The sequence below is a fragment of the Spirosoma lacussanchae genome, from assembly GCF_005870035.1.
In the GTDB taxonomy this organism is placed as follows: domain Bacteria; phylum Bacteroidota; class Bacteroidia; order Cytophagales; family Spirosomataceae; genus Spirosoma; species Spirosoma lacussanchae.
On record NZ_SWJG01000003.1, the window covers coordinates 641,666 to 650,730 of the forward strand.

The 9,065-nt window shown below is 44.9% G+C and carries 5 protein-coding genes; all 5 read left to right on the top strand.

Annotation, left to right across the window (positions count from 1 at the left end; genetic code table 11):
* Window positions 1–11: 11 nt before the first annotated feature.
* The 5 genes from FBR45_RS15885 to FBR45_RS15905 are packed head-to-tail and all read left to right on the top strand — an operon-like array spanning window position 12 to window position 8,634.
* Window positions 12–1,328, top strand: coding sequence for a DNA cytosine methyltransferase (locus tag FBR45_RS15885; protein WP_138503978.1), 1,317 nt, complete (start codon window positions 12–14; stop codon window positions 1,326–1,328).
* Window positions 1,270–2,739, top strand: a complete 1,470-nt coding sequence (locus FBR45_RS15890) for an ATP-binding protein (RefSeq protein WP_138503980.1) — start codon at window positions 1,270–1,272, stop codon at window positions 2,737–2,739. Before FBR45_RS15885 ends, FBR45_RS15890 begins: the two co-directional genes overlap by 59 nt.
* A 6-nt stretch (window positions 2,740–2,745) precedes the next feature.
* Window positions 2,746–5,499 carry a Z1 domain-containing protein gene (locus FBR45_RS15895; protein WP_138503982.1) on the top strand — a complete coding sequence of 918 codons (2,754 nt, stop codon included), beginning with the start codon at window positions 2,746–2,748 and terminating at the stop codon, window positions 5,497–5,499.
* A complete protein-coding gene (locus tag FBR45_RS15900; RefSeq protein ID WP_171044906.1) occupies window positions 5,483–6,475 on the top strand; it encodes a PD-(D/E)XK motif protein in 993 nt (330 codons plus the stop codon). Before FBR45_RS15895 ends, FBR45_RS15900 begins: the two co-directional genes overlap by 17 nt.
* Window positions 6,476–6,495: 20 nt before the next feature.
* Entirely contained in the window at window positions 6,496–8,634 is a 2,139-nt protein-coding gene (locus FBR45_RS15905) for an AIPR family protein (RefSeq protein ID WP_138503986.1), read from the top strand.
* The last annotated feature ends 431 nt before the right edge of the window (window positions 8,635–9,065 follow it).

The following is a 9,065-nucleotide window of genomic DNA, read 5'->3' on the forward strand; positions in this document are numbered from 1 at the left end:
TCAGTAAAACATTGCTCAATTATATCGACCTTTTTGCAGGTGCAGGTGGTTTGTCGGAAGGCTTTATAAAGGCGGGATTTACTCCAGTTGCTCATATAGAGATGGATAAGAATGCCTGTCTTAGCCTGAAAACTCGTATATCTTATCATTATTTGAAGTCTCAGGATCAATTAGAAATATACTACTCATATTTGAGACAGAATATTAGTCAGGCAGAATTGTACAGTCACGTTCCCAGCCATTTGCTAAAGTCTGCCATTCAGGCGGAAATAAGTGATTTGTCTATAAAAAATTTATTTGACAGAATTGACAATCTGCTGAATGGCGGCAAAATAGACTTGATTGTTGGAGGACCACCCTGCCAGGCATATTCTCTCGTGGGTCGGTCAAAAATAAATAGTCTTGGTGATCAACATGTCAGTACCGATATTCGATATGAGTTATATAAGCAATACGGGAGATTTCTTCAAAAATACCAGCCAGAATATTTTGTTTTTGAAAACGTACTAGGCCTTAGATCAGCAGAAAAAGGGCAACTACTGCTAAGAATAAAGAAATATTTTGAAAAGGAATGTGGTTACAAAATTGATTGGCGTATAGTAAATGCGTATGAGTATGGTGTACTACAGTTACGAAAAAGGATCATTATTATTGGCAAAAGAGGGCTTGATCCGTTCGAGTATCCTGAATTTGAGCGGGTTAGGAGGGAAAATAGCTGGAATGTTAAAGAATCCTTATTTTCAGATCTAGAGCCTTTAAGCGTTGGTGAAGAAAAGCATTATTCACTCTATAAAGATTTGCCCGTAAATTCATATTTACAAAAGCATGGGATAAGGAGCGAAGTGAATTTTGTAACGCAACATATCACTCGGCCTCATAACAGTCGTGATTTAGCTATATATCGTCTGGCGATAGAAAAATGGGAAGAAGGAGAGAGGTTGAAGTATCCTGATTTACCAGAGGAATTACGCACTCATCGAAACCTGACATCATTTCTCGACAGATATAAAGTTGTAGACCCCGATGGACTATGTCATACAGTAGTGGCACATATAGCTCGTGATGGCCACTACTACATTTATCCTGACAAAAACCAGACACGTTCACTTTCTGTACGTGAAGCGGCTCGCATTCAATCTTTTCCTGATGATTATTTTTTTGAGGGTGGTCGTGGGGCAGCGTTTAAACAAATTGGTAACGCCGTCCCTCCACAACTCGCGTTTGTCATTGCCAGAAAAATGAAAGAATTACTGTTAGAGAAACCAGTTAATGAATTCTATCTACACCCTTACACAACCAGCCCCGCCGAATCCGTCGGCGCTCATTGAAACCCTTCGTGATATAGGTTATACTATTGAAACTGCTGTAGCCGATATTGTTGATAATTCTATTTCAGCGGGTGCTCACGATATATACATTGACTTTATTTGGCAGGGCTCTCGTTCGTATATTAGTATTCGTGACAATGGTCACGGCATGTCGGAGTCTGAATTAGTTACGGCGCTTCGCCCGGGTTCCCGCAACCCTGCCGAACCGCGCGACCCCAACGATCTAGGTCGGTTTGGACTAGGCCTGAAAACGGCTTCGTTTTCGCAGTGCCGCAAGGTAACTGTCTTCTCGAAACCAGAAAACCGCAATGTATGCTATTGGGCGTGGGATTTAGATTACGTAGCCGACACTGGCTTGTGGAATCTGGTAAAGCCCGAACCGGCTTATAGACTTCCTGTTTTACTGAACCAGCAAAAAAGTGGCACCATTGTGCTTTGGGAATTGCTCGACCGCATCGTAACCAATGCCTCTGCTACCGACGAGAAAGCCCATGCCCAGTTTCTGGGTACTGCCGACACGGTAAAACAACACTTAGCAATGGTATTTCACCGGTTTTTGGAGCGAGGCCGGTTTAAACTCTATTTCAACGATAGCCCAGTCAAACCGTGGGACCCGTTTCTCAAGGGCGCCGACGGCGCACAACCCTGTGGCGAGGAGTTTTACCAAAATGGGGCAGTAAGCGTAAAGGGATATGTACTACCTTACCATAAACGATTAACGACGGATAAGTTTGTCGAAGCGGGGGGGCTCCGAGGCTGGAATGACCTACAGGGCTTCTATATATACCGCAATGAACGGTTATTGGTGGCTGGTAGCTGGTTGGGGATGTTCAAAAAGGAAGAGCATGTAAAGTTAGCTCGTATTCAGGTCGATATTCCCAATACGCTCGATAAAGAATGGCATATTGACGTTAAAAAGTCGATGGCGCATCCGCCCTATGGAAGCACAGGGCCATTAAAAACTTTCGCCAAAGCGGTACGTGACAAAGCCATTGCGGTGTACAGAAACGTAGGGCGCATTAATAACCCCGGTATTCCGCTGGCTCATCAGGAGTTGTGGCTCGAACGTAAACGTCATGACAAGCGGTACTATGAAATCAATCGGCAACATCCACTGGTAACGGATTTTATAGCTAAGTATCCCGATGCAGGCTCATCGTTTAATAACCTGCTAAAGTTTGTTGAAGAAACGATTCCAATCCGGTCGATTATGATTCGGGAAAATGAGTCTCCCGAAGAACAAGCCCAGCCGTTCGAACAAACTAGCCATGAACCTATTAAACAAACTGCAACGGCTATGTTTCAGGCACAGTGCGCCAAAGGCAAAACACCCGAAGAAGCCCGCAATCTTATTCTAAGCATCCACCCCTTTTCACTCTTTCCGGAGTACGTTCAATCCCTTACTTGCTGATATTGTATGCAAAACGCTTTACGGACGTTGCGGACACTTCTGCCCGCTAACACGTCGCTTACCCGGGATATTATAGACAAGAATGTAGACATTATTTTAAGCATTCCTCAGTTTAGTCATGTAGACCGGGAAATGCTGATTAAAGAGGTAGAAACTCTCTATAACATTCGGGCGGAAGGCTGGACTTCGCTCGAAGGTAAAGACTCTCGTCGTCCTTGGCTTACAAACCGCCGGGCCACTATCCAATGGAACTTCTGGGATCGGTACTATAGCTATCTTGAAGATTATAAAGGGTTTGCGCCTGATACTCTCCGCCGTCTCGACCGTTTGACAGATGATATTGTCGATAAACTTTTTGACCCAACCATTCTTAATGTAAAAGTTGACAAGCGTGGGTTGGTAGTAGGACAAGTACAGTCTGGAAAAACATCTAATTACACTGGACTGATTTGCAAAGCGGTTGACGCTGGATACAAGCTCATTATTGTGCTGGCGGGTATTCACAACAACCTGCGAGCACAAACCCAACTACGGCTCGACGAAGGATTTCTAGGCTTTGATACTCAGTCAGCCCGTAATTATTACAACGCTAACGCTGATTTTGGCGTGAGTCAGGTAAAAAAAGGAATTGTTGCACATTCGATTACATCAAGCCATGACTTAGGTGATTTTTCGGCAGGAGCTTTTACATCGCTGGGGCTGAATTTCGACACAAATGAGCCAATCGTACTAGTCGTCAAGAAAAATACCAGTGTTCTCAGGCGATTGGCAACTTGGCTTAAATCTAAGGCTCAAACCGATGAGGAGGGTAATAAATACATTGGCAGCAAATCACTATTGCTGATTGATGATGAGGCCGACCATGCTTCTATTAATACGAATAAAGACCCTAATAAGCCTACTCGTATTAACAGTCAGATTCGAGATGTATTGCGGCTCTTCTACAAAAGTGCTTACGTTGGTTATACGGCTACACCATTCGCCAACATTTTTATTCCGATTGATCAGGACGAGCTTTTTCCGGCCGATTTCATTATTAATCTACCGCCACCTAGCAACTATATCGGTCCGGAGCGAGTATTTGGTTTTCAGTTGCTTAGCGATGGAAGGACTATAGAAGACACACTGCCGATTGTCCATCGGATTATAGATGCTGATCCCTTTATGCCAGACAATGAACGTGAGGCTCCGTTGCCTGATGCCATTCCTGAATCATTAAAACTGGCCATTCGGTGTTTCATTCTAGTGTGTGCAATTCGGCGGTTACGTGGTCAGGAGCGCGAACATAATTCTATGCTGGTTCACGTAACGCGTTTCAATATCCGGCAAGAGCAGATTACCGAATTGGTCGACAGTGTTTTTGCCTATTATAAACGCGGCTTGGATCAGAATGACCCAATTGTTTTAGGCTTGTTTCGTAAAGCCTTTGAGGAGGACTCGACCAATTACACATCATTCAGAACCACTACTCAACGAATTTTAGCTTCGCCCCTGTGTGAGCTTGACCCAGCTATGCAAGTACATAGCTGGGAGGATGTACGTCCACATCTTCACACGGCAGCAGCCCGCGTGAAGGTGCGCGCTATTAATGGCCGGTCGGGTGACGTATTAGATTATTACGAGCAGAAAGATGGACTGTCGGTCATTGCCATTGGGGGTGACAAACTTTCTCGTGGACTAACGCTTGAAGGGCTTGCCGTCAGCTATTTTTTACGCCCATCCAAAATGTACGATACGCTGATGCAAATGGGACGTTGGTTTGGTTACCGACCAGGTTATCCGGATTTATGCCGCCTGTTTACCAGTCGTGAATTAAACGAATGGTTTTGCCATATTACGTTAGCGTCGGAAGAATTAAGAGCCGAGTTCGACTTTATGGCAAGTGTGCGGGCAACGCCCGACGAATATGCGCTTAAAGTTCGAACGCATCCGGGCGGTTTGCAGATTACCGCTGCTAACAAATTACGTAAAGCGAAAGAGCTGTCGTTTTCCTTTGCCGGCCGACTAGTAGAAACCTATTTATTTCAAACCCAACCCAGCATCATCTCCGAGAATCTAGCAAACGCGCAGCGTTTTGTGGCTGGTTTAGGGGCGTATAAACGTCGGCAAGCAGAGCATTACGTGTGGGAGACTGTACCAGCAAAATTGGTAATAAATTTTTTGTTAGGCTATCGAACAGCCAAAACGCTGTATCGTGCCGATTCAAGAGCCGTAGCCAAATTTATCGATGTTCAGGTACGCAATGACGAAATTACTAACTGGACAGTAGTACTTATTTCGCGCAAAAAGCCAGAACGAAGTACTCCCTATACTATTGATGGGGAAGTGGTTAATGTCGGCCATTTGATTCGAAAAGCGGAAGATAAAAATGATGGTGACGGTACCTACTACCTACGCAAATCGCACATCATAAGCCCAGAGCATGAATTCATTGACCTTGACAAAGGTCAATACGACGAAGCATTTCGATTAACTGCCGAGAAACGCAAAGCTGACGGGAAGACTGGTGAACCCGATTATCCTAACGGAGAGATTGTTCGCGATAAACGTAATAAACAAACGGCTCTTCTTCTGCTCTACACACTTGACCCTGAGCCAGCTGGGTTACCGGCTGATAGTCCGGCTATTACGGGTTATGCCATAAGCTTTCCGTCCAGTGGATATAGCGGAGCCGTTTCATACGCCGTTCATGAGCAATTAGTAGAACTTCTAAATCAGCAAGACACCATTGACGATGAGCCCGATGCCGACGAAGATTGAAACGCTCTGGACTGATCTGGAAGCTGATACAACTGCTACGTCCGGCTTGCTCTATCGTCGGTATGCTGTATCGGTAAAACCGGACATTTTCGCCGGTATTCGTCGAACGGCAAGCGGAGTGCAGCGGCTGCTAGCCGTGAGTTTACCAGCGCCTGTTATTACAGAATCAGTAACCTTGCAGGGCCTTATCCTCAGTGTTGAAACCGACACCGCCCGACCCGGTCGCCAAATGGTTTTGCTTTCGCTCACTGATCCGGCACAAACTGATTTGTTCGCCGTAGTTTGTGAAGATTTGATCGCCCAAATCGCCGATGAACCAACGCATCAAAACGTATTGAACGCATTGCTGGGCCGACTGGAACAATGGACAACCTTATTTGAGAACTTGTCGCCGGGTGGCTTGTCAGTTGAAAAACGACAGGGATTATTTGGTGAGTTATGGTTTCTGAACCGCTGGCTCGATACTGGTGGAAACCCTGCTGACTGCCTCACAGCTTGGACGGGGCCGGGAGGGAGCATTCACGATTTTCAGCTATCAGACCAGTCTATTGAGCTAAAAACAACCTCATCTGTTAATCCGCAAAGTATTCAAATCAGCAATGAGCGACAATTAGATGATAGCGGCTTATCGCATCTATGGCTCTGGATGCTTACGCTTGATGTTCGTCCGAGCGGTGGTCAATCACTTAATGAACTAGTCGATGTATTGCTGTACAAATTGAGTGGGTTGCCCATGCTACATAATCAGTTTAGGCTAAAACTTTATCAGGCTGGCTACCAGTATGTTCACCGCTCTGTATACGATACAACCACTTATACGCTACGTACTGAACAGGTTTTCAGAGTAAGTGAGGGATTTCCGCGGATAAAGCTTGACCAACTTCCGATCGGGGTAAGCGCTGTTCGCTACGCCATTGCCCTGATGGCTTGCCATCCTTTTCAGGTTGAATCAGCCGATGTTTTTGCCCAGTTATAGATTTCTATCCTTACTACACCATGTCAACCGAAAGCGAACAAACACAACTACTTCAATTTTATACCGATCTCCGTCAGCGTATTACCGCCACCGCCGAAGCAGGTGAACTGGGTGGCTTCCAAGAGGAGATATTTACGAGTATAGTTTTGAATGAATACCTCTCGGCCACTGGTGATACCGAAAACGCCCGCGAGTGCCGTGATGTGAAGGAGAATGCTGCCGGTCAGAAAATGCATAAGATTAACGGATATGCACTGAGCGAGGGGGCCGAAAACCTTGATTTGTTTATCACCATTTACAGAGGCTATGACGAGCCGCAACGTATTGGTCGGGAAGAAGTTACAGCCGCTTTTAACCAATGTCGCCGTTTTTTGAACAATGCTTTTAAAGGATATTGGAAGGACATGGACGAATCGGCAGCAGCTTATGATTTCGCTAAAGAAATCTGCCATAATAGAAACGAATTAGTACGGGCTAATCTGTTTATATTAACTGATGGGGAGTGTGCAGTAGAGCCACCCAAAAGCGACCGCTTAGATAAAACCGATTTACTACTAACATATCGGGTCATAGACATCCAGTATCTGGCCAGAATTGAACAGGGTGAGCCTACTCCTATTATTATTGATTTCGTCCAGCGAACCGGAAAAAGTTTACCCTGTTTGTCAATCCCAACCAAAAGCGATCAATACGAGACGTATCTGGCTGCTGTCCCGGGAGATATACTGGCAAATATATATGAAGAGTACGGGGCACGACTACTGGAAATGAACGTGCGTTCATTTTTGCAGTTTACCGTGGGAACAAATAAAGGCATACGACAAACAATTCTGAAGGAACCTGATATGTTCCTAGCGTATAACAATGGCATTGCAGCCACAGCTGATTCCGTTGAGTTAACTTCTGATAGTGGAGCTATCAAGTCCTTGACAGGCTTACAGATTGTTAATGGTGGTCAAACAACAGCCAGTATTTTCTATACGCAGCGGAAAGACAAAGCAGATGTCAGCCAAATTTTTGTGCAGATGAAACTGTCGGTTATCAAATCACGCAATGATGTTGGCTCCATTGTTAACAATATTTCGCGCTATGCCAATACACAAAACAAAGTTTCTGAGTCAGATCTAAGCGCCAATAATCCATTTCACACAGAATTGGAAGTACTGTCGCGCACGATCTGGACACCTGCACAATCTGGTCAAAACCAGCAAACCCATTGGTTCTATGAACGGGCACGGGCTCAGTACAAGAATGCACTGGCTCGGGAATTCAATGCAACAAACCGTAAAAAGTTTGAGTTACAAAATCCCCGGAAGCAGCTCTTTGTTAAAGAAGATTTAGCGAAGTACTTGAATGTCTGGAATGAGTTGCCATGGTACGTTGTGCGCGGTAGCCAGAAGAATTACGGCATTTTCATGAGTATGCTAAAAACAAAGGAACGAAAGCCTACGAATATTTTCTTTGAGGATGCAATTGCCAAAGCCATTCTCTTCAGAACAGCTGAAGAGGTGTATGGCCGCCAACCCAATGCTATTGGCGATCTACGGTATGTAACTGTTCCATACACCTTAGCCTGGTTAAGTAGGACCTTAAATGGTCAGCTTGACCTTTTGAAAATATGGAAGGAACAGCGCATTTCCCGTGAATTACGAATTATACTCTATGAGCTGATGATTGCCATAGAGAAGGCAATTAAAGCCAGTGCGCCAGGTGCCCTTTATGGAGAGTGGGCAAAGAAAGAAGATTGCTGGAGACAACTGCGTAATAAATCGTTTGCTCTTGATATGACCTTTATTCAGGCAGACCTGATAGATCCAGCTAACCCACCCATACGCAGAATAGTGACAGATGATGTAGAAACAGCAAGGCGTCAGGAGATCGCTGACCAGTTGTGCAGCATACCAGCTATTGTTTGGGAGCAAATTGAGGAGTGGGGACGCATACATGGTAAATTATCATTCAATCAGCGACGAATCGTTGCCGGCATAGGAAAGACAATAAGGCAGTGGGGTAAGCGCTCATCCGAACGACTTGATGACAACGCAACGACTTCTGGGCCGCTTATTGTTGATATTGTAAAAGAACATGCTCCACAGTTTTTAGTAAATATGCCGGATGATGTAACGCCGATCGTGGATAAACCTATGCACAGGGAATAGAAGTCCTGCCCCCAGTGATTATAGAACTGATCAATAAGGCTGTTACTTAGGATGGGCGATATCAAAGTTTTGCCTATCCTAAGTAACGGCCTTACAAGAGGTATGAGCGATGTGTACAAAGCTCTTACTGTAAGCAATCAGGAGATTATTACTAGAAAAATAAGTGTTCTTACATCTAGAGGTTTCAATCCCAAAGGCTAGACATACGTCGTTCTATCTGTCGCATTGAACTTCCAGCCGCGTCAGGAGTGCCTTTTGCGTAGTAATATGAGCATATCTGATCGTTAGACGGAATTATAACTTCTGGACCTGCTACATTTGACTGGACATTAAGTTAAGTGTGATCTAACTTAGTGAACCATGAAAACCAGCAGAAGACAGTACGACGAGGAGTTCAAACGGATGGCCGTCGAGCTCTCCCTAGCTAAAGA